This window comes from Actinoplanes sp. NPDC019969 (genome assembly GCF_055562375.1).
In genome coordinates, this window is sequence record NZ_JBVHFK010000005.1 from 366,777 (window position 1) to 389,770 (window position 22,994).

24 protein-coding genes are annotated in these 22,994 nt (G+C 72.0%); 16 read left to right on the top strand and 8 right to left on the bottom strand.

All coding sequences use genetic code 11. From position 1 onward, the window contains the following. Positions 1-111 precede the first annotated feature (111 nt). From ACZ3II_RS17850 to ACZ3II_RS17890, 9 genes are read left to right on the top strand one after another with little or no spacing between them, the layout of a single operon-like run. A complete protein-coding gene (locus ACZ3II_RS17850; RefSeq protein WP_465518747.1) occupies positions 112-1,569 on the top strand; it encodes an MmgE/PrpD family protein in 1,458 nt (485 codons plus the stop codon). Continuing rightward, positions 1,566-2,522, top strand: coding sequence for a RidA family protein (locus ACZ3II_RS17855; RefSeq protein WP_465518748.1), 957 nt, complete (start codon positions 1,566-1,568; stop codon positions 2,520-2,522). Before ACZ3II_RS17850 ends, ACZ3II_RS17855 begins: the two co-directional genes overlap by 4 nt. Then, positions 2,519-2,977: an FAS1-like dehydratase domain-containing protein gene (locus ACZ3II_RS17860; RefSeq protein ID WP_465518749.1), complete on the top strand. Its 459-nt coding sequence runs from the start codon at positions 2,519-2,521 to the stop codon at positions 2,975-2,977. Before ACZ3II_RS17855 ends, ACZ3II_RS17860 begins: the two co-directional genes overlap by 4 nt. After that, positions 2,964-3,347, top strand: coding sequence for a MaoC/PaaZ C-terminal domain-containing protein (locus ACZ3II_RS17865; protein WP_465518750.1), 384 nt, complete (start codon positions 2,964-2,966; stop codon positions 3,345-3,347). Before ACZ3II_RS17860 ends, ACZ3II_RS17865 begins: the two co-directional genes overlap by 14 nt. After that, positions 3,344-4,462, top strand: a complete 1,119-nt coding sequence (locus ACZ3II_RS17870; protein WP_465518751.1) for a thiolase C-terminal domain-containing protein — start codon at positions 3,344-3,346, stop codon at positions 4,460-4,462. Before ACZ3II_RS17865 ends, ACZ3II_RS17870 begins: the two co-directional genes overlap by 4 nt. Beyond that, a complete protein-coding gene (locus ACZ3II_RS17875) occupies positions 4,456-4,761 on the top strand; it encodes a Zn-ribbon domain-containing OB-fold protein (RefSeq protein ID WP_465518752.1) in 306 nt (101 codons plus the stop codon). The genes ACZ3II_RS17870 and ACZ3II_RS17875 overlap by 7 nt, the downstream gene beginning before the upstream one ends. 3 nt (positions 4,762-4,764) lie before the next feature. Next, the gene (locus ACZ3II_RS17880; RefSeq protein ID WP_465518753.1) at positions 4,765-5,928 is read left to right on the top strand and encodes an acyl-CoA dehydrogenase family protein; all 1,164 of its coding nucleotides are present in this window, start codon (positions 4,765-4,767) and stop codon (positions 5,926-5,928) included. Further along, positions 5,925-6,758, top strand: a complete 834-nt coding sequence (locus ACZ3II_RS17885) for an HpcH/HpaI aldolase/citrate lyase family protein (RefSeq protein ID WP_465518754.1) — start codon at positions 5,925-5,927, stop codon at positions 6,756-6,758. The genes ACZ3II_RS17880 and ACZ3II_RS17885 overlap by 4 nt, the downstream gene beginning before the upstream one ends. Continuing rightward, entirely contained in the window at positions 6,733-7,362 is a 630-nt protein-coding gene (locus tag ACZ3II_RS17890; RefSeq protein ID WP_465518755.1) for a DUF2461 domain-containing protein, read from the top strand. The genes ACZ3II_RS17885 and ACZ3II_RS17890 overlap by 26 nt, the downstream gene beginning before the upstream one ends. 168 nt (positions 7,363-7,530) lie before the next feature. Here the strand turns inward: ACZ3II_RS17890 and ACZ3II_RS17895 are convergent, their stop codons facing one another. Then, complete coding sequence (locus tag ACZ3II_RS17895; protein ID WP_465518756.1) at positions 7,531-8,406, bottom strand: serine hydrolase domain-containing protein; 876 nt, start codon at positions 8,404-8,406, stop codon at positions 7,531-7,533. A gap of 188 nt (positions 8,407-8,594) precedes the next feature. Between ACZ3II_RS17895 and ACZ3II_RS17900 the strand changes: the two genes are divergently transcribed. Beyond that, complete coding sequence (locus tag ACZ3II_RS17900; RefSeq protein WP_465518757.1) at positions 8,595-9,656, top strand: zinc-dependent alcohol dehydrogenase family protein; 1,062 nt, start codon at positions 8,595-8,597, stop codon at positions 9,654-9,656. A gap of 20 nt (positions 9,657-9,676) precedes the next feature. Here ACZ3II_RS17900 and ACZ3II_RS17905 read toward each other — a convergent pair whose 3' ends face one another. From ACZ3II_RS17905 to ACZ3II_RS17925, 5 genes are all read right to left on the bottom strand, one after another. Beyond that, a complete protein-coding gene (locus ACZ3II_RS17905; RefSeq protein WP_465518758.1) occupies positions 9,677-12,208 on the bottom strand; it encodes a M14 family zinc carboxypeptidase in 2,532 nt (843 codons plus the stop codon). A gap of 606 nt (positions 12,209-12,814) precedes the next feature. After that, positions 12,815-13,435, bottom strand: coding sequence for a thymidine kinase (locus ACZ3II_RS17910; protein WP_465518759.1), 621 nt, complete (start codon positions 13,433-13,435; stop codon positions 12,815-12,817). Between the two features lie 70 nt (positions 13,436-13,505). Continuing rightward, the gene (locus ACZ3II_RS17915; RefSeq protein WP_465518760.1) at positions 13,506-14,894 is read right to left on the bottom strand and encodes an NAD(P)/FAD-dependent oxidoreductase; all 1,389 of its coding nucleotides are present in this window, start codon (positions 14,892-14,894) and stop codon (positions 13,506-13,508) included. A 72-nt stretch (positions 14,895-14,966) separates the two neighbouring features. After that, positions 14,967-15,383 (bottom strand): MarR family winged helix-turn-helix transcriptional regulator, encoded by a 417-nt coding sequence (locus ACZ3II_RS17920; protein ID WP_465518761.1) that lies wholly within the window; start codon positions 15,381-15,383, stop codon positions 14,967-14,969. After that, a complete protein-coding gene (locus ACZ3II_RS17925) occupies positions 15,380-16,237 on the bottom strand; it encodes an alpha/beta hydrolase family protein (RefSeq protein ID WP_465518762.1) in 858 nt (285 codons plus the stop codon). The genes ACZ3II_RS17920 and ACZ3II_RS17925 overlap by 4 nt, the downstream gene beginning before the upstream one ends. Before the next feature lie 56 nt (positions 16,238-16,293). On the opposite strand from ACZ3II_RS17925, the gene ACZ3II_RS17930 reads away from it, so the two are divergent. Both ACZ3II_RS17930 and ACZ3II_RS17935 read left to right on the top strand, forming a co-directional pair. Further along, on the top strand, positions 16,294-16,449 hold the full coding sequence (locus ACZ3II_RS17930) for a hypothetical protein (RefSeq protein WP_465518763.1): 156 nt from the start codon (positions 16,294-16,296) through the stop codon (positions 16,447-16,449). 26 nt (positions 16,450-16,475) lie between these two features. Further along, the gene (locus ACZ3II_RS17935; protein ID WP_465518764.1) at positions 16,476-16,811 is read left to right on the top strand and encodes an L-rhamnose mutarotase; all 336 of its coding nucleotides are present in this window, start codon (positions 16,476-16,478) and stop codon (positions 16,809-16,811) included. Between the two features lie 51 nt (positions 16,812-16,862). On the opposite strand, the gene ACZ3II_RS17940 is transcribed toward ACZ3II_RS17935, so the two are convergent. Further along, positions 16,863-17,303, bottom strand: a complete 441-nt coding sequence (locus tag ACZ3II_RS17940) for a DUF1877 family protein (protein WP_465518765.1) — start codon at positions 17,301-17,303, stop codon at positions 16,863-16,865. A 137-nt stretch (positions 17,304-17,440) separates the two neighbouring features. Here ACZ3II_RS17940 and ACZ3II_RS17945 point away from each other — a divergent pair, with 137 nt between their 5' ends. From ACZ3II_RS17945 to ACZ3II_RS17960, 4 genes are all read left to right on the top strand, one after another. Continuing rightward, complete coding sequence (locus ACZ3II_RS17945; RefSeq protein WP_465518766.1) at positions 17,441-17,722, top strand: hypothetical protein; 282 nt, start codon at positions 17,441-17,443, stop codon at positions 17,720-17,722. Positions 17,723-17,789: 67 nt separating this feature from the next. Further along, on the top strand, positions 17,790-19,667 hold the full coding sequence (locus tag ACZ3II_RS17950; RefSeq protein ID WP_465518767.1) for a sensor histidine kinase: 1,878 nt from the start codon (positions 17,790-17,792) through the stop codon (positions 19,665-19,667). A gap of 5 nt (positions 19,668-19,672) precedes the next feature. Beyond that, complete coding sequence (locus ACZ3II_RS17955) at positions 19,673-21,313, top strand: sensor histidine kinase (protein WP_465518768.1); 1,641 nt, start codon at positions 19,673-19,675, stop codon at positions 21,311-21,313. Between the two features lie 63 nt (positions 21,314-21,376). After that, complete coding sequence (locus ACZ3II_RS17960; protein WP_465518769.1) at positions 21,377-21,934, top strand: HD domain-containing protein; 558 nt, start codon at positions 21,377-21,379, stop codon at positions 21,932-21,934. Here the strand turns inward: ACZ3II_RS17960 and ACZ3II_RS17965 are convergent. After that, the gene (locus tag ACZ3II_RS17965; RefSeq protein ID WP_465518770.1) at positions 21,917-22,987 is read right to left on the bottom strand and encodes a M20 family metallopeptidase; all 1,071 of its coding nucleotides are present in this window, start codon (positions 22,985-22,987) and stop codon (positions 21,917-21,919) included. The genes ACZ3II_RS17960 and ACZ3II_RS17965 overlap by 18 nt on opposite strands. Positions 22,988-22,994: the final 7 nt, after the last annotated feature.

Genomic DNA, 22,994 nt, shown 5'->3' on the forward strand with positions numbered 1-22,994 from the left:
CGAGGCGGAGGCGGCATGACCGATTTTTCGGATATAGAAGCCGATAGCGGCGGCCTTGATGCCGTTGACCCCGTCGTTGCTCGCGGTCCGGGCGCGGCAGACCCCGCAGCCGTGGTGCTGGCGCGGTGGGCTGCCGGGCTCGCCGCGGAACATCTGCCGGACACGGTCGTCGAGGCGGTTCGGGAGCATCTGATCGACGCGGTCGGCTGTGCGGTGGCCGCGATCGGACGCGGTGCCGCCGAACCCGCGCTCACCGTCGCGCGCGGGCTCGGCGGCCCGCCCGAGGCACGGCTGTTCGGCGGGGAGCGGGTCGGGGCGGTCGCGGCGGCGTTCGGCAACGCGGTGGCGGTGCACGCGCTCGACTTCGACGACACCCACGCGGGTGGGCTGGTTCATGCGAGTGCGGTGACCGTACCGGTCGCGCTCGCCGTGGCAGAACAGACCGGAGCACGCGGCAGCGACCTGATCACCGCCCTGGCCGCGGGTCTGGAGATCGTCTGCCGGCTCGGGTCGGCGGCGCCGCACGGGTTCCACGCCCGCGGGCTGCACGCCACCTCGATGTGCGGGGTCATCGGCGCCGCGGTGACCGCCGGGAAGCTGATCGGCCTCGACGAGACCCGCATGGCGCACGCGATCGGCATCGCGGCCAGCGGCGCGAGTGGCCTCCTCGAGTTCCTGCACAGTCCCGCGAGCACCAAACAACTTCACCCCGGCACCGCCGCCGCGAACGGCATCCTGGCCGCCCGCCTCGCCGCCGCCGGCGCCACCGGTCCGGCCGGCGCCCTCGACGGCGACTACGGCCTCTTCCGTACGATGACCGGCCGCGCCCCCGATCTGACCACCCTCCTCAGCGACCTTCCGCCCACCGCCCCTCCCACGAGCCCGCACCACACCTCTCCACCCGCCGCGCCCTCTCCCGGCACCGTTCCGTCCGCCGGCCGAGCCCACCCGGATCGCGGTGAATCTTGTGCGGCTGGTTGTCAGGGCTGTCTCAGAGCGGTCGAGACAGCCCTGACAACCAGCCGGAGAAACACGGCCGGGCGGTGGGAAGTGATGCGGATCGGGATCAAGCCGTACCCGGCCTGCCAACTCGCGCACGCCTCGATCGACGCGGCACGCGAGTTCAGTGGCTCGGCGCCGTCGGCGTTGACCGTGACGTTGCATCCGGATGCTGTGACGATCGTCGGCGGGGTGGGGAAGCGGCGACCGCGCAGCGCCTACGAGGCGAAGTTCAGCGTCTACTGGTGCGTCGCCGCCATGGTGGTCGACGGCCGGGTTGACCTGGACACTTTCGAGGACCTGGACCGGCCGGAGATCCTCGGCCTGGCGTCCCGGATCACGGTGGTGACCGGGGCCGCCGATGGCGTCGCGGCCGAGGCGCCGGGCATCGTCGCGGGTGACGGCCGGGTGGCCCGGGTGGAGCGGCCGGCCGGCGGGGGAGTGCGCGCCAAGGCGGCCGCGAACCTCGGCTCCCACGCGGACGCGGTGTTCGCCGCGGCCGGCGCGCTGACCGCTTCCGAAGCCGCTGTGGTGGAACTGCTCGACCGGATCGAAGGGTGCCTGACGTGACCGTGTACCTGCCGGCGGTGCCCGGCTACGACCATCTCGAGGTGACTGCCGGTGACGTCGTGCACGTGACCGAGTACGTCACGGCGGCCGCCCTCGCCGACCCGGCCGCCCTGGACACGGCACGGCGAAAAGCGCTCGGGGAGCATCGGGTCCCGGTCTCGCGCGTCCCGGTCGAGGCGATCGTCGGCACGGACGCCCCGTACGCGGTCGCCGTCGTCGCTCATCCCGGCGGCGGCGACCTGCACACCGCCGGTGACGACGTGATCCGGGTGGCGGACGGCATCGTCCATCTCCCGAGCGTGCACACCACCGGCGGTGACTTCCGGGAGCAGTACCGGTGGTGCCTGGAACGGGTCGCCGCCCTGCTGGAGGCCGCCGGAACGGACATCGGCGCGCTGGTCCGGACCGTCGACTACACGGCCACTGCGACGCGCGCCGACTATCCGCGGTGCGGCAGGCCCCGCAGGGAACTGCTGGGGCCGGTGTATCCCGGGGCGGCCGGAATCCTGGTGGACCTCCCGGTCGAACCCGGCGCTCAGGTCTCCCTGGACGCGGTCGCCGTGACAGGGCCGTTGACGGCGCTCAATCCGGGGTGGGCCCGGTACGACACCCTCACCTACCAGCCGGCGGTACAGAAAGAACGATCGGTCTTCTTGTCCGGCTTCGGGGCGCTCGACCCGGTCAGCCAGCAGGCTGTCCACGAGGGCGATCTGGTCGCCCAGGCCGAGTACATCTACCAGAGCATCCGGACCGTCCTGGCCAAGGCGGGCCCCGGAGCGGACGTCGTCCACCTGGTCGAATACCTGACCCCGGCAGCCGTCGCCGACTATCCGCGCACGGCGTCCCTGCGGGCGGAACACTTCCCGGACGCCGTCGTCACCGCTGTCGTCTGCTCGGCCCTGCTGCGCCCGGAGTTCCTGCTCGAGACGGTGCCGACGGCGGTGACCGCATGACGCTGCTGACGGCGGAGCTGGCCGCGCGGATCGGGGAGGAGCGGGTCTACACCGCGCCGGAACCGCTCGGCCGGGCCGCGATCCGCTATTTCGCGCTCGCCACCGGCGACACCGATCCGGCGTACCTGGCCGGGGACGTGGCGCCGCCGACGCTGATCTGTGAGACCAACCAGTACGCGGGCCTGCCCCGGGACGCCGACGGCTACGCCGGGCACGGCTGGGACCTGGACGTGCCGGGCACCCGGCTGGTCCGGGGCGGGAACAGCTACCGGTTCGAGCGCCCGGTCGGACCCGGTGACGTGATCACCGCCCGCTGGCGGCTGGCGGACATCACCGAACGGGTCACCGGCGGCGGGAAGCGGATGCTCGTGGTCACGTCCGTCGCCACGTACTCCGATCAGTCCGGCCGGGTTCTGGCCGTCAACGAGGAGACGCTGATCCATGTCGAGCGGTGAGCTGGTCTTCGAGCGGACGATCGAGCTGCCGGACATGATCGCCTACGCGGGGGCGACGTGGGACTGGCACCGGCTCCACTACGACCGCGACTACCTGCGGGAACGCGGCCTGGAGAAGCCGGTCGTGGACGGTCAGGTGTTCGGCGCGTACCTGGCGATCGCCCTGCGGGAATGGTTCGGCCCGGACGCGGTGATCACGGCGTTGTCGTTCCGGTTCCGGAGCCCGGTCTTCGCCGGGGAGACGATCCGCTGCGCCGGCACGGTGACCGGCGGCGAGCCGGGCCGGGCCGAACTGGACCTGCGGGTCGAGGTCGCCGGCGACGGCCGGATCGCTGTCGCGCCCGCCGCAGCGACTCTGCGCCTGCCATGACCGGGGTCGCCATCGTGGGGGCCGCCGAATGCGACCTGGGCCGGACCGGGAAGACCGTCCTGGACCTGCAGACCCAGGCCATCCGAAGGGCGCTCGAGGACGCCGGCCTGACCCTCACCGACGTGGACGGGCTCGCCACCAACGGCATCTCCCGGTTCTCGGCGACGCAACTCGCCGACTGGCTGGGACTGGAGCCGGCCTGGTGCGATTCGACGTTCGCCGGGGGTGCGGTCTTCGAGATGTACGTGGCCCGCGCCGCCCAGGCCATCGCCGCCGGCCAGTGCCGTACGGTCGTCATCTCGTACGCCTCGAACCAGCGTTCCGCCCGCAGTCGTTCGCTGGACGCGGTCCACGACGACGGCACGCCCGAGGCGGTGTGGGAGGCCCCGTACCGCCCGCTCTACCCGATCTCCTACTACGCCCTGGTCGCCCAGCGCTACCTGCACGAGTACGGCCTGACCCGCGCCGACCTGGCCACCGTCGCGGTGGCCGCCCGGCAGAAGGCGCAGATCAACCCCCGGGCGTGGACGTACGGCCTGGGCCCGCTCACCGTCGCCGACGTGCTGGCCGCCCCGATGATCTCCAGCCCGCTCGGCAGGCTGGACTGCTGCCTGGTCACCGACGGCGGCGGCGCGATCGTGCTGACCTCCCTGGACCGGGCCCGGGACCTGCCGAGACGGCCGGTGCACGTGCTCGGCTACGGAGAGGCGCTCACCCACACCGGCATGGCGACCGCCCCCGACCTGCTGCGGACCGGCGCGATCGACGCCGGCCGGCGGGCGTTCGCGCGGGCCGGCCTGTCCCCGGCCGACATCGACGTGGTGCAGCTGTACGACGCGTTCACCATCGCGGTGCCGCTCGGCCTGGAGGCACTCGGGTTCGCCGAACCCGGAGCCGGCCTGTCGGCGGCCGTCCCGCACAACACCACCGGGGGCGGCCTGGCCTACTGCCACCCCGGCCAGTTCGGGGTGCTGCTGCTGGTCGAGGCGGTCCGGCAGCTGCGTGGCGAGTGCGGGGACCGTCAGGTGGCCGGGGCGCGGACGGCTCTCGCGCACGGCACCGGCGGCATCTTCTCCAGCCACGCCACGGTGATCCTGGGAGCTGACCGATGGTGATTCAGCACTGCCTCGTGTGCGGGCGATACCAGTTCTATCCGCGCCCGGTCTGCGCCGGCTGCGGCAGCGGCGAACCGGCCGGCGTGCAGGCGTCAGGCACCGGGACGGTCGACAGCTTCACCGTCGTGCACCGGGCGGGCGAGGAGCCGTACGTCCTGGCCCGGGTCCGTCTCACCGAAGGCCCGATCCTGCTCACCCACCTGGTGCGCGAGCCGGACCCGCGGATCGGTCAGCGGGTCCGCATCGCACCGGGCCCCGACGTGCCGGTGTTCGAACCCGACGACCAGGACCCGGAGTGACCCGTGGACTTCGAACTCGACGACGAGCAGCGGATGTTCCGGGACGTGCTCCGCGACTTCGTGGACCGGGAGATCCGGCCGGTCGCGCAGGAGTGGGAGGCGTCCGGCCGGTACCCCACCGAGATCGTGGAGACCATGCGGCGGATGGGGCTCTTCGGCCTGACCGTGCCCGAGGAGTACGGCGGTCTCGGCGCCGACATGGTCAGTTTCGCGCTGACCTTCGAGGAGATCGCCAAAGGCTGGATGGGCATCGCCGGCATCCTCGGCTCCCATTCGCTGTCCTGCCGGCTGATCGCGCGGCACGGCACCGAGGAGCAGAAGACCAGGTACCTGCCGGATCTGGCGAGCGGCGCCCGGCGTACCGGAATCGCCCTGACCGAACCCGGCGCCGGGACCGACCTGCAGGGCATCGCCACCGTCGCCACCCGCGACGGGGATTGTTACGTCCTCAACGGCAGGAAGACGTGGATCACCAACGCCCGGCACGCCGACCCGCTGCCGGTCCTGTGCAAGACCGACCCGTCGGCGTCACCCGCGCACCGCGGCATGTCGGTGATCCTGGTCGACGCCGGCACGCCCGGCTTCACCGTCGCACGGGACCTGCCGAAACTCGGCTACCACGGCACCGAGTCGTGCGAGGTGCTGCTCGACGACGCCCGGGTTCCGGTGTCGCAGCTGCTCGGCGGGATCGAGGGCCGTGGCATGCAGCAGGTGCTGTCCGGGCTGGAGAGCGGCCGGATCAACGTGGCGGCGCGGGCGCTCGGCATCGCGCAGGCCGCCTACGACGAGGCGCTGCGCTATGCCGGGCAGCGGACGGCGTTCGGGAAGCCGATCGGGGACTTCCAGGCCGTACAACTCAAGATCGCCGAGATGGCGGCGCAGGTGCAGGCCGCCCGGCTGCTCGTCTACTGGGCCGCGTCCCGTGCCGACGGCGGCCACCGGGCCGACATGGAGGCCGGCATGGCGAAGGCGTTCGCGTCGGAGGCGGCGGTGTTCTGCGCGCTCACCTCGATGCAGGTGCACGGCGGGTACGGGTACTCGAAGGAGTTCGTGGTGGAACGCCTCTACCGGGACGCCCCGCTGATGATGATCGGCGAGGGCACCAACGACATCCAGCGGGTCGTCATCGCCCGCGCGCTGCTCGGCGGGACGGCGACGATCGGATGAGATCGTTCCTGTACGTGCCCGGCAACCAGCCGAAGATGCTGGCCTCCGCCCTGGCCAGGGGCGCCGACGCGCTGATCGTCGACCTGGAGGACGCGGTGCCGCCGGGGGAGAAGGAGTCCGCCCGGTACACGGTCGCCGCATGGCTGCGCCGGCTGCCCGCCGGCGCGCCGGTGTGGGTGCGGGTCAACACCGGGACGGCAGGGCTCGAGGACGCGCGGACCGTGATCGCGCCGGCGCTGCGCGGGCTGGTCGTCGCCAAGGCGTCCCGGGACCAGCTCACCGGCCTGGCGGAACTCCTCGGCGAGCATGATCCGTCGAGGGCGGTCGGCCTCGTACCCCTCCTGGAGACCCCGCAAGCCGTCCTCGCCGCAGCCGACCTCGCCGCCGCGCCCCGGGTGACCCGCCTGCAGATCGGCGAAGCCGACCTGAGCGCGGAGCTCGGCGTCACCCCCGGCGATCACGAGCTTCTGCTGGTACGGTCCACCGTCGTTCTCGTCTCCGCCGCCGCCGGGATAGAACCGCCCGTCGCCGCGGTCAGCACCGACTTCCGTGACCTCGACGAGCTGCGCCGCTCCACGATCGCCCTGAAGCGGCTGGGTTTTTACGGCCGCGCCTGCATCCATCCGGCGCAGATCCCGGTCGTCAACGAGGTGTTCACCCCGGCCGCCGCCGAGATCGCCCGCGCCCGCGACCTGATCGCCCGGTTCGAGGCGGCCGGCGGCGGGGTCTGCCTGGACGCCGGCGGCCGCATGATCGACCTCGCCGTGGTCCGGGAGGCGCGGCGCGTGGTGGCATCCTGGGCGGGTGACGTTCGCAGGCTGGCCGAGTGAGGCCCTCGAGTTCTACGAGGGGCTCGCCGCCGACAACTCGAAGACGTACTGGACCGCGCACAAACCGTTCTACGACAGCCGGGTCCGCGGTCCGATGGAGGAGCTGCTCGCCGACCTGGAACCGGAGTTCGGCCCCGGCAAGATCTTCCGGCCGTACCGGGACGTGCGGTTCAGCCCCGACAAGACGCCGTACAAGACCCACCTGGGCGCGTGGCTGGAGTCCGGGGGCTACATCCAGCTGTCCGCCGACGGGCTCGCCGCCGGCTCCGGCATGTACCAGATGTCACCCGACCAGCTCACCCGCTACCGGCGGGCGGTCGCCGACCCGCGCCTCGGTCCCAGCCTGACCGGCCTCATCGAGAAGATCGAGAAGTCCGGCATCGCGGTCCACGGGCACGGCACGCTGAAGACGGCGCCCCGCGGCTTCCCCAAGGACCATCCCCGGATCGGACTGCTCCGCCACAAGGGCCTGACCACCTGGCAGGAATGGGATCCCGCCCCGTGGATGGGCACGGCGGCCGCCCGCGACCGCCTCGCCGACTTCCTGCGTGGCAGCCGCCCGCTGCGCACCTGGCTCGACAACCACGTCGGCCCACCGGCCTAGCCCGCGCATCCGCGAGGTTCGCGGCGGTGTGGCCGATTCGTCAGCCGTCGCTCACGCCGCTTTCGGGAGCCGCTTAGCCGGTCTGGGCGACGGCTGGCTTGCCCGGCCGTACGTCAGGCCGGTCATTCGCCGGCCGTGACCGGTCTGGGCGACGGCTGAGAGCGGTTCCTAGGTGAGGCGGGCCAGCACCAGGTCGTGGATGGCGTCCAGCAGCGCCGCGTCGTCGTCGGAGTGGGCGGTGACGGTCACGGCGGCGCGGCGGGCCGGGTCGATCACGGCGTACTGGCCGTAGGCGCCGTCCATCCGGTACGTGCCGTTCCGGTCCAGCCACACGCCCAGCCCGTACCCGTGAGCTTTGCGGAAGCTCGCATCAACCTTCTCGTGGCGCATCCGGCGCACGAACTCAGCGGGCAGGACCTGCCGCCCCTCCCACTCGCCGTCCTGCAGCAGCAGCCGGGCGAACCGGGCCAGCTCCTCCGTCTTCAGGAACAGGTCGCTCTCCGCGAACGGGAAACCCAGCGGGCAGGTGTGCCAGGCGGGATTGTGCAGGTCGAGCGGTCGGAAGAGACGAGGCAGGAGGTACGCCCGGAGATCCGCCCCGGTCACCCTGGCGATCACACGGCCTACCGCATAAGGGCCGGAGCCGGTGTACGAGAACCGCGCTCCCGGCCTCGCCACCAGCGGCGCCGCGACGATCTCGTGCAGCAGATCCGCCGCGTCGATCCGCAGGTGCGCGAACCACCGGTGGCCGGTCCCGCTGGTCATCGTGGTCAGCTGCCGCAACGTCACGTCCTCGAACCCGTCCGCCGCCAGGGGCCGCAGCTCGGGCAGATGATCGAGCAGCCGGTCGTCGAGTCCGAGCCGCCCTTCCGCCTCGGCCAGCCCCAGCGCCACCGCCGTGAACGTCTTCGCCACCGAGTACACGTTGACCCGATCATCCGACCGGAACCGGTGCTCGACCGGCGCCCGCCCTTCCCGGTGCAGGTGTATCCCGTACGCCCCGAGGCCCTTCTCCCGAACCGCCCGCACGAATTCGTCGATCACCACCGCACGCTATCCGGCTGGTCGTCATGGCTGTCTCCACCCGGCCGAGACAGCCACCAGAACCAGCCGGGAGATCCAGGCGAACCCTGGCTGGTTCTCCTGGCTGTCTCGGGCGCGGTGAGACAACCATGAGAACCAGCCGGGAGACGTAGGGTTGATCTTGTTGGTGGGATGAGCGAGGAGATGCGGTGCGCGCGGTATTCATGCACGGGGACCATGACGTACGGGTTCAGGCGGCGCCGGATCCGGTTCTGCTGGCCGGTGGCTCCGGGCGCGACGCGATCGTCCGTGTGGTCGCCTCGTGTGTCTGCGGTTCGGACCTGTGGGGGTACCGCGGGATCCGCGAGACCGCCGGGGAGCGCCGGATGGGCCACGAGTTCGTCGGTGTCGTCGAGGAGGCCGGCCCGGCGGTCGCCACGGTCAAGGTGGGTGACTTCGTGATCGCCCCGTTCTACGTCTGCTGCAATGCGTGCGTGAACTGCCGCAACGGCGTCAGCACCTCGTGCCTGAACGGCGGCTGGTGGGGTGCGGAGGTCGAGGGTGAGGGCTATGCCGACGCCGGGCAGGGCGAGCGGGTACGGGTTCCGCTGGCCGACGGCACCCTGGTCGTGGTGCCCGGCGGCGAACCGGACCCGGCGCTGATCCCCGGCCTGCTGACCCTGTCGGACGTGATGTGCACCGGCCACCACGCCGCCGTGTCCGCCGGGGTCCGCGAGGGCTCGACGGTCGCTGTGGTCGGGGACGGCGCGGTCGGCCTGTCCGCGGTGATCGCCGCGAAGCGTCTCGGCGCGACCCGGATCGTCGCGATGTCCCGGCACGAGCCGCGGCAGAAGCTGGCCCGCGAGTTCGGCGCCACCGACATCGTCGCGGAACGCGGCGACGCGGGCATCACGAAGCTGAAGGAGATGTTCGGCGGGATCGGCCCGGACATCGTCCTGGAGTGCGTCGGCACGAAGGAGTCGATGGATCAGGCGCTGCGGTCGGCGCGGCCGGGCGGCCAGATCGGGTTCGTCGGGGTGCCGGCGGGTGGCCCGGAGCTGCCGGTGCCGCTGATGTTCAGCACCAACGTGGGGGTGCGGGGCGGGGTCGCGCCGGTCCGCGGCTACATCGAGGAGCTGCTGCCGGAGGTTCTGGACGGTCGGATCCAGCCGGGGAAGGTCTTCGACCTGGAGCTGCCGCTGTCCGAGGCGGCCGAGGCGTACGCCGCGATGGACGAACGGCGGGCCGTCAAGGTGCTGTTGCGTCCCTGACGACCCGCCGTGGCGGAGAACTACCGGCCGGTCCAGAAGAGGGCGCGGGCGTACTGGGCGTACAGGCCCTTCGGGTGCGCGCGGAACAGCGGCTCGGTGCCGAACAGGACGGCGTTGCCGCCGCCCGCGGTGCGGCCGGAGACGACGGCGGCCTGACCGGCGGCCTGAGCCGGGCCGTTCGTTCCGTCCTCGAGCGGCAGCCAGTGGCCGGCCACCAGCGGGTCCGCGCCGTACCGCTGCTCGACGGTGAACCCGCTGCCGGTGAACCAGATCGGCGAGTAGACGAACGAGTGCGGCGGGGAGCCGGCGCCCACGATCGGGCCCTCGTTCGTCACCGTGACGACGCCGTTCGCGTCGCCACGGCCGGTGACCGCGGTGGCCGGGAGCACCTTCGCGGCGGCGTTGAAGGCGGCGCCGGTCGCCCCGCGGGTGACGATGCCGCCGCCACGGGCCAGGAACGCGTCGACGGCGGCCCGGGCGGCCGGGTTGAGGCCGGTGTAGGACAGGCCGGACGACACGATCAGCGTGTCGGCGCCGGACAGGTCGAACCCGGCGTTGAGGATCGCCGTGGACACGGTCTGGACCGTGAAGCCCATCTCCTTCAGGGCGAACAGCTCGTCGGCGGAGACGGCGGCGGCGATCACCGGCTGCTCCACGGCGGGACCGGTGGCGCCTCGCGGGGCGGCGGTGAACCGTACCCCCCGAGCTTTGGCGATCGACGCGGCCGTGGCCCGCGCGTCGGCCGGGACCACGACGGTGGCCGCGCCCGTACGCCGCACCTTGACGCCCCGCGTGAGCAGCTCGTTGACCGCACGCACATCGTTGCCGTCGCGCAGCGACAGGCTCAGGTCACGGCCGCGCGGCGCGTCGACGGCGCCGGTCAGAGCGGCCCGGGACACCGGCCGGGTGAGGACGCGCGGGGCGGCGCTGCGGCTGATGTCGACCGGGGCGCCCCAGAGCAGGCGGTGGCTCCAGCCGGAGATGTCGTACATCTGCGGGACCAGGTCGGAGATGTCCCGCCCGGCCTCCAGGAACACGTTCGCCAGGCCACGTTTCGGCTGGTGCATGTCGACCAGGTAGGTGCCGCCCGGGTACCGCTTGCCGTTGAGGGCGAACGGGTGCAGCGCGGCGGTGACCCGGATGTCGTTGGCGATCAGGTGATTCACCAGGCGGGCGGCGGCGGGCGTGCCGGCCGGGATGACGTAGGCGCGCGGGAACGTCGTCGAGTACCGGTCCTCCGGGCCGAACCCGTCGACGAAACCGTCCGGGATCACCGGCGAGGGCGCTCCGGCCCAGCCCCGGCGGAACTGCTCGATCTGGTCGGTGAGCAGCGTCCTCCGGTTGGTGTCGGCGTAGTTCAGCGCCGCCTGGATGGTCGCGGCCGCCACGTCGGTGTTGATCCGGGCCCGGCGCTGCAGCTCCTCGACCGGCAGGCCGGTGTAGTCGGCGTTGTTGACCCGCAGCGGGATCTCCACGGTGTGGCCGATCGCGCCGTGGTACATCGCGTACATCGGGGTGAAGATCGGCGGCCAGTCGTCCCAGTCACCGGGCGCGTAGTCCCGGAACGGGATGTCCGCCCGGGTCGTCTCCGGGTAGCCGAGCTGCTGGATGGCCTTCTCCATGCCGAGCGCGTTCGGCAGGGCGTGCTTGATGTACAGGTCGTACTCGTAGTTCTGCCCGTGCGGCGGGGTGGCCGGCTCGATCAGCGTCGTCCCGGTGTAGCCGTGCTCGTCGAGCATCACGAACGGCTGGGTGCCGATCACCACGTCCCGGTTGGCCCGCGACTCGGGCTGCGAGTTGGTGGCGTAGTCCCGGTTGATGTCGAATCCGGCGCCGTTCGCCCGGGTCCCGGCGATCCTGCCGTCCGGGTTGTTGGTGACGGTCACGTACACCCGGCTGCGCTTGAGGAAGTCCCGGGTGGCGGCGTCGCCGGCGGTGGCCAGGCGCTCGATGACGCGCAGCGAGCCGTCGGTGCCCTCCCATTCGTTGCCGTGGATGTTCGCGTTGATCCACACCGGCGTCTTGTAGCCGGCGGCCAGGGACCGGTCCCGCTTGGCGGCGGCCGGGTCGTCCTCGATCAGGTCGCGCCAGCGGTCCTGGCGGGCCGCCTCGGTGGCGGTCTCCGGCGCGGTCACGGTCACCAGGTACAGATCACGGCCTCCGGCCGACTTCCCGATGATCTCCGCGGAGACGCGGTCCGACGCCTTCTGCAGGGCGTTCAACTTCGGGGCGATCGCGTGGTACGGGATGAGCCCCAGCTTGATCGACTTGTCGTCCGGGTTCTCCGGGTAGACCGGCAGACTGTTCTGCCGCGGGTAGCCCTTCCGGGTCTTCAGCGTCCAGGTGGACGCCTGCCCCTCCGCGGGCAGGGTCCGCGCCGCCAGGGCGCTGATCGTCGCGTCGTCGGCGGCGACCTCGTTGCGCTCCGGCCCGTTGCCGAAGTCGCGGGTCGATGGGGCGTGGTCGGCAGGGGCGGCGGCGGCCGGGTTCGCGAGCAGGGCCGTGGCGAGCAGGGTGGCGCCTAATCCGGCCAGCGGTCGTGACAAGTCCACAAAGCACCTCCGTTGGGATGCCCCGACCCTCTCGTCCGGTGCGACGTATGCGCAATGATCTATCTGGCTGGTTTGCCATATCGTTAGGGTCATCACTGGCGCTTTTCTCACACCATGATGTGGTACGGGCCACGCGGCGTCCCGTGACTCGCGGCGGCCCCGGCAGGCGTTTCCTCGCGACCGTCTGCCGGGTGCGGGTCATGCATGCCCGTCACGGTCCTGCTTCTCCGCTTCGGAACCGCCTGCTCGATGTCGCCCCCACCTTCCTCCGCGGCGACCGTGTAGGGCTGTTCCCTCCTTGACCGGGCCGTCCAGGCGGGGTCTGGCGGTCGGGGTTCGTTGCGCCCGTTGCGGTCGGCGGGACTTCTTCTCGGCGACTCACGTCCGCATCCGTGATTCCTCGATCGGGGTGCCCGAGATCCCTGTGAAGTGGCGCATAAGCAGCGGCCGTACGACATCCGCATGAGGTGGGTGAAGACGACGTTGCGGAGGTCGTACTCCATCTCGTACGCGGTGCGCAGCAGATACAGCCGGGCCAGGAAGTTGATCACGCCTTGGACGGCAGGTAGAAGTTAGCCTAGCTAACGACCTGCCGGGGCGGAAGTGTCAGAGCGGGCCGGCCTCGCCGTCGCGCCAGTGCCGGCGGCACAGCACCCGATAGGTGACCTCCGCCGCGTCCGAGGTGTCGCCGACCGCCACCTGCGCGCCCGACCGGGCCACCCGCCCGTTCTCGATCCGGGCGTTCTGCCGGCCCGGCCGCCCGCACCAGCAGGTCACCTCGACCTGCAGCGACACGATGTTGTCGGCCAGCTCGAGCAGCCGCTGCGCGCCCGGGAACAGCCGGGCCATGAAGTCGGTCGAGATCGCGTAACAGTCCACGTCCACGCACAGCTCGTCCACCGCCCAGGCCAGCTGCTCCACCTGCTCCGGACGCAGGAACTGCGCCTCGTCGACGATCACGAAGCCGCCGGCCGGCACCTCCGCGGCGATCAGGTTCGTCAGCTCGGTGCCGTCGGTCACCTCGATCGCGTCCGCGGCCACCCCGAGACGCGACGACATCACCCCGGCGCCGGCCCGGTCCATGCTGGTCAGCAGGATCCCGGGCCGGCCCGCTTGCCGGCGGTTGTACGCGTTCTGCAGCGCGAGCGTCGACTTGCCCGCCCCCATGCTCCCGTGGAAGAGCGTCAGCTCATGGAAGACGGGTGCGAGAGTCCTGGCTCGGGACACCACGGGCGTGGAAACAGTGACCGGGACCAATGGTGAGCCTTCCTCAGGACTTTCAGCGGGCCGCTACACGCTACCTGGCCTGTTCGGCGGTCGTCGCCCTGCCCGGATCAGCCGTCTGGGCGGTCACCGCGGCTGCCCGGCGGAACGGGTCACCGTACGCCCGGATCGCCTGGCGGGCGAACGCCTGCTGCTGGGTGGCCACCCGCTCCGAACGGCCGCGACCCAGGAAACTGACGAACCAGTGCAGCACCGCGGTCACCCGGTTCTTGAAGCCGACCAGGTAGAACAGGTGCACCGCAACCCACACCACCCAGGCCGGGAAGCCGGACAGCCGCGCCTTCCCGATGCTCGCCACCGCCGAGAAGCGGGAGATGGTGGCCAGGCTGCCCTTGTCGAAGTAGCGGAACGGCTGACCCGTCTCCTTCCCGGCCAGCCGGCGCTTGATCTGCCCGGCCGCGTGCCGCCCGCTCTGGATCGCGACCTGCGCCACCCCGGGCAGCGGCTTCCCGTCCTCCCCGGCCAGGTTCATCATGTCGCCGAGCACGAAGATCTCCGGGTGGCCCGGCACCGACGTGTCCTTCTCCACCTGGATCCGGCCGGCCCGGTCGGTCTTCGCCCCGGTCGCCGCGGCCAGTTTCCCGGCCAGCGACGGCGCCGCCACCCCGGCCGCCCACACCTTCGTCATCGTGGGGATCCGCTCGCGGTGCCCGTCGGTCTCCACCTCGATGCCGGTCTCGTCGACCGCCACCACCTTGGTGTTCGTCCGCACCTCGACACCCAGCTTGTCCAGCTGCTTCTCGGCCTTCGCGGACAGTTGGTCGCCGAACGTGTTCAGCACCGAGCCGACCGCGTCGACCAGCAGGATCCGTGCCTTGCGGGAGTCGATGTGCCGGTACTGACCGCGTAGCGTGCGGTGCGCCAGCTCGGCGATCTGCCCGGCCATCTCGGTGCCGGTCGGGCCCGCCCCGACCACCACGAACGTCATCCAGCGCTCGATCGTCTCCGGATCGGTGTGCAGGTCGGCGACCTCGAACGCGCCGAAGATCCGGGCCCGCAGCTCCAGGGCGTCGTCGATGCTCTTCATGCCCGGCGCGTGGTCGGCGAACTGGTCGTTGCCGAAGTACGACTGGGAGGCGCCGGCGGCGACGATCAGCGTGTCGTACGGCACGGTGTAGTCGATGCCGGGCCCGGCCACCGACACCGTCTTCGCCGCCACGTCCACGTCCTGCACCCAGCCGAGGCGCACGTCCACGTTCTCCTGCCGGCGCAGCACCTCACGGATCGGCGGGGCCACCTCGCCCTCCGACAGGATGCCGGTCGCGACCTGGTAGAGCAGCGGCTGGAAGAGGTGGTACGCCGTACCGTTGATCAGGGTGATCTCGACGTCCGCGCGGCGCAGCGCCTTGATCGCGAACAGGCCGCCGAACCCGGCCCCCACGACAACCACACGATGACTCATCAGTACTCCTCCACCTCAGGGCACCCATAGACCACACTGGTATGCCCAGGGCCCGAGCGGAAGTACCGGCGGTCAGGTCAAGCGTTGTGTGATTTGTCCCAGCCAGCGCGCCACCACGTCCAGCTCCGCCTCGGTGAACCCGTCGGTCAGCTCGATGTTCAGCTCCCGGGTCACGGCTTTCGCGGTCGCGACCGCCTCCCGGCCCCGCGCGGTCAGGCTCAGCCGTACCGCGCGGGCATCCCCGGCATCCGGCGTCTTCGCCACGAAACCGGCCTTCTCCAGGCGGCTGACCAGCCCGCTGATCCCGGACGGCGACGCGTGCAGGGCCGCGCTGACATCCCCGACCAGGGCGTTGTCGTGCTGGGCCAGGTGGAACAGCACCCCCGCCCCGGCCGCGCCGATGCCGCTGCCACCGGACCGCGCGTCGATCCACCGGCGCATCGCGCGCTCGGCGGTCATCAGGTCGAAGACGAGCCGGTTGCCGGTCATGACGTGGAGTTCGCCACCTGCTTCTGCAGCCAGGTCAGCAGATCGGGCCAGAGCGTGTCACGGGCGGTGCGTCGCATGAACCCATGGTGGCCGACGCGCGGCACCCCCGCGCCGGCCGGGGTGACCGTGCGCCGCTCCACCGCCGCGTTCGTCAGCCGGGCGGCCAGCGCGTCCACCTGGCCCGGCGTCGCCCACGGGTCGTCGCCGACCCCGATCACCAGCACCGGGCCGGTCACCGTCGCCGCCCGCTCGGCCGCCCGCATCGCCGGGTCGTCGAACAGATAATTCGGCAGCCCGCCCCACCGCGCCCACTGCCGGACGGCGGTCACCGGGATGTCCTCGCCCAGACCCAGGCGGCGGGCCGGGACGTAGCCGAGCAGGGCGCCGAGCACCGGGCCGAGGACGGACAGCACGAGGCGTACGCGGAAACGCTCCGCCCGGTCCGGAATCGCGGCGATCGACGCGACGTGCGCGGCGACCAGCACCGACGCGGTCAGGCCGGGGCCGCCGTGCCCCAGCGCGAGGGCGTGCCCGCCGATGCTGTGCCCGACCGCGAGCTGCGGCAGCCCCGGAAACCGCCCGGCCGCCCAGGCCGTCACGGCCGGCACGTCGGTCTCCATCCAGTCCCGCATGCCGGCCGCCCGGTGCTCCCGCGGCGACCCGGATCGGCCGGTGCCCCGGTAGTCGTAGGTGACGGCGGCGATCCCGTGCTCGGCCAGATAGGTCGCGAACCCGGTGTAGAACCCGGCCGGCGTCGCCGTCGCCGGATGGACCACGAGCACCGCCAGGGGATCGCCGTCCGGCTCGAACAGCGTCCCGGCGATCGGCCCGACCGCGATGGAAGTATTTCGCATGCGACATAAATTAGCACGGGCTAGGGTGGGCAACGGCGGTCGTGCTGTCCCGCGGCATGGAGCACCGCCTGGAGGTCGACCCGGCGACCCTCGCGCTGCTGCGCGAGCGCGACATCGAGGTGCACGAGGCGGAGACCACCGAGGCGGTACGGCTGTACAACGCGCTCGCCGAGTCCCAGCCGGTCGGCGGTCTCTTCCACTCGACATGCTGAGGGGTTGAAACGTTATTGTCGGCGGCATGACCTACGTGTGCTTCACCCTGCAGGTGGATCCGGCGAAACTCGACGAGTACAAGGCCGTGCACGCCGCCGTCTGGCCGGACATGCTGCAGGCGCTCGCGGCCACCGGCTGGCGCGACTACCGCCTCTTCCTGCGCGGTGACGGCCTCCTCGTCGGCACCCTGCAGACCGACGACTTCGCGGCCGCTCAGGAGGCGATGGCCCGTACCGAGGTCAACGCCCGCTGGCAGGCCGCCATGGCCGGATTCTTCCCGGCCCTGGGCGACGCCCGCCCCGACGAGGGCATGCTCGTCCTCGACCAGGTCTTCCACCTCGAGGAGCAGCTGGAACGCTGACGACCGCGTGTGGAGTACGGCCGTCGTGCGCGCCGCAACTCCACACGCAGGTCATGACCGCCACGCCGTGACCTGCTCGTTCGCGGCTGCGGCGTCGTGGAACAGGGCGGTCACCCGAAGGTAGGCGTCCTCCAGGTAGGACAGCGCCCAGTCGGCCTCCCACAGGTCCTCCGGGTAGACGCCGATCGACTCCATCAGCGCGCGGTCGTACCCGGCAGCGAGCGCGGGGAACGGGGTCGTCTCCAGGAAGGCGGCGGTGGCCCGTACCTCCGCGGCGGTGAAGATCTGGAAAGGGTCTCCCGCCGCGAAGATGTCCACCGGGGGAGCCAGATCCAGCAGCAGGAAATGCAGTCCGGCCCAGGCGCGGTCGGTGTGGGTGCCCGGCAGGCGGCCGGCGAACTCCAGAGCCGTGAGCGGATCCTCGCCGAGAAGGCGCCGCAGTTCGGTGACGGTGGCCGGGGAGGTGCGCCGGAAGTAGGTGATCACGCTCATCGCGGCATTCTGGCCCACCCGGGCGGCACACCGGAAACGGACAGGAAACGTACAGGTCAGGGGTGGCTTTCGCGGCCTACGCTGGAATCCGGACGGCGCGCCGGAACAGGCGGCCGGGCAGTGAGGGAGACAGTGCGTTGGGCATGATCAAGAGGTTTGTGCTTTCGATGGTCGCGTCGAAGCTGCAGCGGATGTCGCACCGCGGCCACAACCCGATGGTCGACGGCGCGCTCCGCGAGGTGAATCACCGCCTCCACCGTGAGCAGGGTTATGGGCATCCCGGCGCCTATGGTCACCCGGGCGCCTATGGTCCGCCGGGTGCTTACGGTCACCCGGGCGCTTACGGACATCACGGGCACTACCGGCACCATGGTCACTACCGTCATCACGGGCACTACCGGCGCCGCCGCTTCTTCTAGGGCGTTCTCGGCGGCGCCGCAACAGTGGCCTTCTCAGCAGTGCCGCAACGGTGCCGATGAGTATCAGGTGGGGGGCAGCGGTACGGAGCGGGAGCGGCGGCGGGTCGCCGAGCTGCGCGAGTACCACCTGCTCGACACCCCGCCCGCCGCCGAGCTGGAAGCCGTCGTCCGGGTCGCCGCCGCCGTCGCCGAAGTTCCGGCCGCGACGCTGAACCTGCTCGACGACGTCCGGCAGTACATGCTCACCACCGTCGGCGTCGCCGCGCAGCAGTGCTCCCGCGAGGACTCGCTGTGCGGGGTTCGGCTGCACCTCGGCCGGTTCGTGCATCTGCCGGACGCTCGGGAGGATCCCGACTACCGCGACAATCCGTGGGTCACCGGGGTGCTCGGCCGGGTCGTGTTCTACGCTTCCGCGCCGCTGATCAGCCCCGCCGGCAACGTGATGGGCACCCTCTGCGTCTTCGACGGGGCCCGGCACGAACTCACCCCGGACCAGATCGGCCGGCTCACCGACCTGGCCGGCATCGTCGTGGCGTTCTTCGAACGGCGCCGGCACGCCCGGCTCACCGCCGCCCTCAAGGAGACCATCCAGTCCCGCGAACAGTGGACCGCCACCATGCTCGACAGCATCGACGAGGCGGTCGTCGCGATCGTCCCGGACGGGCGGGTCACCCTGTTCAACCGGGCCGCCCGCGAACTGCACGACCCCGACGTCGACCTGTCGGCCGGGCCGCCCGGTGCGGCGGCCCGCTACCGGCTCTACGAGCCGGGCGGTGAGGAACCGCTGCCCGACGACGAGGTGCCGCTGCTGAAGGCGATGCGCACCGGGGCTCCGGTCCGCGGCCGGGAGATGGCGATCCGGGTTCCCGACGGCGGTCTGCGATCGGTACGGGCCAACGCCGCCCCCCTCCGATCCGCTGACGGCGTCGTGGCCGGGGCGGTGGTCGCGCTGCACGACATCACCGCCGAACGCGCCCGCCGGCGGATCATCGAGGAGGCCCGTCAGCGGCTGGCCGCGGCCAACGCCGACCTGCGCCGATCGAACGCCGACCTGACCGACTTCGCCGGCGCCGTCAGTCACGACCTGGTGGCGCCGCTGGCCGCGGTCGGCGGCTACCTCGACCTGCTGTCCGACCTCGACGACGACGAACTGTCAGACGTCGAGTCCTCAGACGTCCCATCGTCAGACGGCAAACTATTCGACGCTGAACTATTAGGCGGTGAACTATTAGGCGGTGAACTGTTGGGCGGTGAACTGTTGGGCGGTGAACTGTTGGGCGGTGAACTGTCAGACGATGAACTATCAGGCAGTGAACTGTCGGACGGGGCGGCGCTGGCCCGGAAGCGGGAACGTGTAGCGGGACTGGCCGGAGCAGCGGCACAGGCGGTCGCCCGGATGCGGGATCTGATCGACGCGCTGCTGGGGTACGCGAGAGCGGGCAGTGCGCCGGTGCGGACGGAACGCGTACCCCTCACGCCTTTGATCGACTCGGTGTTGCACGACCTGGAGCCGGAGATCGGGCCGGCCGGGGTGCGGGTCGGCGTGCCCGGGGACCTGCCGGAGGTGATCGGTGACCCGGTGCTGATCCGGCAGCTGCTGCAGAACCTGATCGGGAACGCGGTGCGGTACCGGCACCCGGACCGGCCGGCCCGGGTCGAGGTGAGCGCGGAGACCGTCGCCGGGGGGACGGCGATCCGGATCGCCGACAACGGGGCCGGGCTTCCGGGGGAGCGGCCCGGCGAGGTGCTCGACCTGTTCGCCCGGCGGGACGGGCTGCCGGCGGCGGGGCACGGCATCGGGCTGGCGAGCTGCCTGCGGATCGTGGAGCGGCACGGCGGGCGGATCACGATCGGGGACACCCCGGGTGGCGGCACCACCGTGACCGTCACGCTGGGGAGCGCGGCGGGGCAAACCGTCAGATGGGAGCCGCCGTTGCCGATATGACACAGGTGGATCTGGCTGACCGGCTGTCGGAACGGGAGCGGCTGCGGCTTGCCGCCCTGCACGAGTACCGTCTGCTCGATTCGCCGGCCGGGGACGAACTGGAGGCCGTGGTGCGGGTGGCCGCGGCGGTGGCCCGGGTCCCGCACGCCACGCTGAACCTGATCGACGAGAACCGGCAGTGTCAGCTGACCACCGTCGGGTTCGAGGGCGGTGACTCGGACCGGTCGGACTCGATGTGCGCGGTGCGGTTCGAGACGGGCCAGTTCACGTATCTGCCGGACGCCAGCGTCGACCCGGACTTCAAGGACAATCCGTGGGTGACGGGTGTGCACGCGGCGGTGCGGTTCTACGCGTCCGCGCCACTGGTCACGCCGGAGGGTCATGCCCTCGGGTCGTTGTGTGTGTTCGACCTGGTGCCGGGGGTGCTCGACGCGGAGCAGATCGCCCGGTTGAAGGATCTGGCGCAGATCATCCTGGCGCTGTTCGAGCGGCGCCGGCAGGCGCGGATCAACGCCGAGCTGGCGGCCCTGGCCGAGGAGCGGCAGCGGTGGACCGACACGCTGCTCGACACGATCGACGTGGCGGTGGTCGCCGCCGACCGGAACGGGCGGCTCACCCTGTTCAACCGGGCCGCGCGGGAGTGGCACGGGAGGGACGCGGACCGCGGCGTGGCGCCGGAGGACATCGCCGAACACTACCGGCTGTTCGAGACCGACGGGAGCACCTTGCTCGCGCCGCACCGGGTTCCGCTGCTGCGCGCCCTGTGGGACGGCAGCGTCAAGGACGCCGAGATGATCCTGAGGAGCCCGGGCCGGGAGCCGATGCAGGTCAGCGTGAGCGGCCGGGCGCTGACCGGTCCGGGTGGCCGGCCGCAGGGCGCGGTCGTCGCGATGAACGACGTGACCAGTGCCCGCGCCCAGCAGCGGGTGATCGAGGCGGCCCGCCGGGAGCTGGCCGCCGCCAACGCGGAGCTGCGCCGGTCGAACACCGATCTGAAGAACTTCGCCGGCGCGGTCAGCCACGACCTGGTGGCGCCGCTGGCGGCGGTCGGCGGCTATCTGGAGCTGATCGGCGACGAGGTACGGGGCCGCCCGCTGACCTGGGTGGAAGCGGCGTCACGGGCGGTCACCCGGATGCGGGACCTGATCCGGTCGCTGCTGGACTACGCGCAGGCCGGCAACGCACCGGTGCGGCGGGTCGCGGCCGACCTGGCGGACATCTTCGAGCACGTCCGCACCGATCTGCGCCCGGCGGCGGAGGAGGCCGGGGCGGCAGTCGAGGCGGACGGGCCCCTGCCGGCGGTGGCCGGCGACCCGGTGCTGATCCGGCAGCTGCTGCAGAACCTGATCGGCAACGCGATCAAGTACCGGGATCCGGCGCGGGACTGCCGGGTCACGGTGTCGGCCGGGCACGACCATCGGGGCTGGACGGTCCGGGTCGCCGACAACGGCCTCGGGATCCCGCCGGAGCAGCGGGAACGCGTCTTCGACATGTTCACCCGGCTGGGCAACGGGACGGCGGGCGGGCACGGCATCGGGCTGTCCACCTGCTGGCGGATCGTGGAACGGCACGGCGGCCGGATCGTGGTGGACGAGACCCCGGGCGGGGGAACGACGGTGTCGTTCACCCTGCCCGAGGAGGCGTGACCTTCCGACACCGGCCATCAGCGGTCCATCCGGCGTTAACCTGCGGCGACGTAGCATCCGCAGATGACCGCCGTGCTCACCCCCACCCGCGCCGACCTGGCCCGCCGGGTCGCCGAGACGCTCCTCGGCGACAGCGGCAACCGCTGGCGGCACACCGCGGGCGTGGCCGAGCGGGCCGCCGAGCTCGCCGACCGGCTCGGTCTGGACCCGGACGTGCTGGTCGCCGCCGCCTGGCTGCACGACGTCGGCTACGCCGCCCCGATCGCCCGGACCGGTTTCCACCCTCTCGACGGCGCCGTGCACCTGAGCGCCGAGGGCTGGCCGGCCCGGATCGCCGGCCTGGTCGCCTACCACTCCGGCGCCCGGTTCGTGGCCGCCGCCCGTGGCCTGGCCACCGAACTGTCCGCCTTCCCGGACGAGCGCAGCCTCACCGCCGACGCGCTCACCTACGCCGATCAGACCGTCGGCCCGGCCGGGCAGCGCGTCGACACCGAGACGCGCTACGAGGAGATGCTGCTCCGCCAGGGCCCCTGCTCGTGGAACGCGAAGGTGGGCGACGTCCGCCGCCCTCACCTGCGGGCCGTGACCGCCCGGGTCGAGCACTCACTGAAGGCTTTCTAAGAACCTCACGAGCGCTTGCCGGTACGGGGGGAGCGTCCGCAGGTCGACATATTCCTCCGGGCCGTGCTGCCCGTCGCCACCCGGCCCGAAGATCACCGCGTCGACGCCGACCGCGGAGTAGAACCGCCCGTCCGCCGCCCCGTGCTTGCGCAGCAGCGCCCCGTCGAACCCGGCCGCCCGCGCCGACTCCCGCAGCAGGCGCACCTCGGCGGAATCCGGGTCGGCGTGGTGCGGCGCCCCGAGCCCTTCGACCGTCACCTCGACCCCCGGCCCGGCGACCTCGCGCAGGTGGGCGGCGACCTCCTCGGGGCCACGCCCGGCCAGATCGGGGTCGGACGGCGGGAACCGGATGTCCAGCAGCGCCCCCGCCTGCGCGGGCACCACGTTCGCGGCCTGGTTCGGGGTGTCGATCCGGGCCACGTTCACCGTCGTCACCCATTCCTCGGCGGCCGGGACCGGGTACCGCTGGAGCAGCCGGCGGACCGCCTCGACCACGGTGAGCAGCGCGTTCGTGCCGAGCCACGGGTAGGCGGCGTGCGCGGTCCGGCCGGTCGCGGAGAGCCGGGCCCGCAGGATGCCCTTCGACTCGGGCACGACCCGCAGGTTGCTCTGCTCGCCGATGATCACGAACCCGGCCCGGACGCCCTGCTCCACCTGGTGCCCGGTGCCGTCGAACCCGCCCACCTCCTCGTCGGTGACCAGTTGCAGGGCGAGCGGGTACGGCAGGCGGGGCGCCAGGTCGCGGAACACCCCGGCCATCACCAGGGCGGCGGCCTTCATGTCGTGGGCGCCGCGGCCGTACAGCCGGTCGCCGTCGCGTCGCGGGACGAACTGGTGCGGCTCGCCGGGGACGACGTCCAGGTGGGCGTTCAGGATGACGCGCGGCGTCCCCTCCGCGGAGGTCAGGAGGGCGCTGGGCCTGCCGTGGGACTCGAAGTGGCGTACCCCGAAACCGGGACCGGCCACCGTGAGCAGGAAGCCCAGCGCACGCCGCAGCTCGTCCGGCCGATCCGCCGTCGAGCGGATCGCGATGAGTTCCGCAAGCTCCTCCATCGCAGCA

Coding starts and splice junctions, on each gene's coding strand:
- ACZ3II_RS17965 (WP_465518770.1), bottom strand. CDS start 22,987: ATGGAGGAGCTTGCGGAACTCATCGCGATCCGCTCGACGGCGGATCGG.
- ACZ3II_RS17930 (WP_465518763.1), top strand. CDS start 16,294: ATGGAGCACCGCCTGGAGGTCGACCCGGCGACCCTCGCGCTGCTGCGC.
- ACZ3II_RS17860 (WP_465518749.1), top strand. CDS start 2,519: ATGACGCTGCTGACGGCGGAGCTGGCCGCGCGGATCGGGGAGGAGCGG.
- ACZ3II_RS17960 (WP_465518769.1), top strand. CDS start 21,377: ATGACCGCCGTGCTCACCCCCACCCGCGCCGACCTGGCCCGCCGGGTC.
- ACZ3II_RS17915 (WP_465518760.1), bottom strand. CDS start 14,894: ATGAGTCATCGTGTGGTTGTCGTGGGGGCCGGGTTCGGCGGCCTGTTC.
- ACZ3II_RS17885 (WP_465518754.1), top strand. CDS start 5,925: ATGAGATCGTTCCTGTACGTGCCCGGCAACCAGCCGAAGATGCTGGCC.
- ACZ3II_RS17935 (WP_465518764.1), top strand. CDS start 16,476: ATGACCTACGTGTGCTTCACCCTGCAGGTGGATCCGGCGAAACTCGAC.
- ACZ3II_RS17925 (WP_465518762.1), bottom strand. CDS start 16,237: ATGCGAAATACTTCCATCGCGGTCGGGCCGATCGCCGGGACGCTGTTC.
- ACZ3II_RS17870 (WP_465518751.1), top strand. CDS start 3,344: ATGACCGGGGTCGCCATCGTGGGGGCCGCCGAATGCGACCTGGGCCGG.
- ACZ3II_RS17940 (WP_465518765.1), bottom strand. CDS start 17,303: ATGAGCGTGATCACCTACTTCCGGCGCACCTCCCCGGCCACCGTCACC.
- ACZ3II_RS17920 (WP_465518761.1), bottom strand. CDS start 15,383: ATGACCGGCAACCGGCTCGTCTTCGACCTGATGACCGCCGAGCGCGCG.
- ACZ3II_RS17875 (WP_465518752.1), top strand. CDS start 4,456: ATGGTGATTCAGCACTGCCTCGTGTGCGGGCGATACCAGTTCTATCCG.
- ACZ3II_RS17865 (WP_465518750.1), top strand. CDS start 2,964: ATGTCGAGCGGTGAGCTGGTCTTCGAGCGGACGATCGAGCTGCCGGAC.